Here is a 1,240-nt window from a genome sequence, read left to right on the forward strand (position 1 = left end):
GGCCGCCCGGGGCCCGCGGGGGGGCCCCCGCGCCGCCGCGGCGCGGCCCCCCCCCCCCCCCCGCGGTCCCCGGGTCGTCAGCCGCAGGTGGTGCCGTTCGCCGGCACCACACCCTTCAGCAGGTAGTCGTTGACGTTGCGGGTCACACAGTCGTTGCCGCTGCCGTACGCGCCGTGCCCCTCGCCCCGGTAGGTGAGCTCGATGCCGACGCCCTTGCCGAGTTGGCGGGCCATCGCGCGCGCGCCCGCGTACGGGGTGGCCGGGTCGCCGGTGGTGCCGATGACCAGGATCGGGGGCGCGCCGGCCGCGCTCACCCGCGGGTGGTCGTGCAGCCCGGGCACCGGCCAGTCGGTGCAGGAGAGCAGCGACCAGGCCAGGGACTCGCCGAAGACCGGCGATGCGGCGCGGAAGGCCGGCAGTTCGGCCTTCACCTGCTCCGGCGTGAAGCGCTGCCGGACGTCGCGGCAGGAGATGGCGGCGTTGGCGGCCTGGATGTTGCTGTAGCGGCCCTTCTCGTCGCGGCCGGCCTGGGAGTCGGCGAGCATCAGGAGCACCGAACCCTGCCCCGCCTCGATCGCCTCCTTCAGGCCGTACGAGAGGTACTCCCACCCCTCCTTGTCGTACAGCGAGGCGATGATGCCGCCGAGCGCCTGGCCCGCGGTCAGTTCGCGGTCGCCGTCCTCGGTCGGCAGCGGCTGCGTCTCCAGGTCCTTGAGCAGCGTCTGGATGCGCTGTCGGCCCTCGGCCGGGTCCGTGCCCACCGGGCAGTCCGAGCCCTGCGCGCAGTCCTTGAGGTAGTTGTCCAGGGCGAGCTGGAACCCCTTGGCCTGGGCGAGTGCGCTCGCCTTGGCGTCGGTGTTCGGGTCGACCACCGCGTCGAAGACGGCCCGGCCGACCTTGTTCGGGAACAGGCCGGCGTAGGTGCCGCCGAGTTCGGTCCCGTACGAGAAGCCGACGTAGTGCAGCTTCTCGTCGCCGAGCACGGTACGCATCAGGTCCAGGTCGCGGGCGGCGCTGACGGTGCCCACGTGGGGCAGCAACGTGCCCGAGGTGCGCTGGCAGGCCGCGGCGAACTTGCGGGCGTCCGCCAGGCCGGCCTGCAACTCCTGCTCGTCGTCCGGCGTGCCGTCGACGGCGCCGGCCGCGGCCCCCGCCGGGGGGGGGGGGCTGGGGGGCGCGCGGCGCGCGGGGCAGCGCGGCCGACGACCAGCGGGTGGCCACCTGCGCGTCCTGCACCTTG

The 1,240-nt window shown here is 75.0% G+C and carries 1 protein-coding gene; it reads right to left on the reverse strand.

The window, feature by feature from the left end:
• Positions 1–77: 77 nt before the first annotated feature.
• The coding region (locus tag AAHZ94_RS34305; RefSeq protein ID WP_349997591.1) for an alpha/beta hydrolase at positions 78–1,240 on the reverse strand (1,163 nt) is incomplete at its 5' end.

The organism is Streptomyces sp. HSW2009 (genome assembly GCF_040240285.1).
GTDB lineage: Bacteria > Actinomycetota > Actinomycetes > Streptomycetales > Streptomycetaceae > Streptomyces.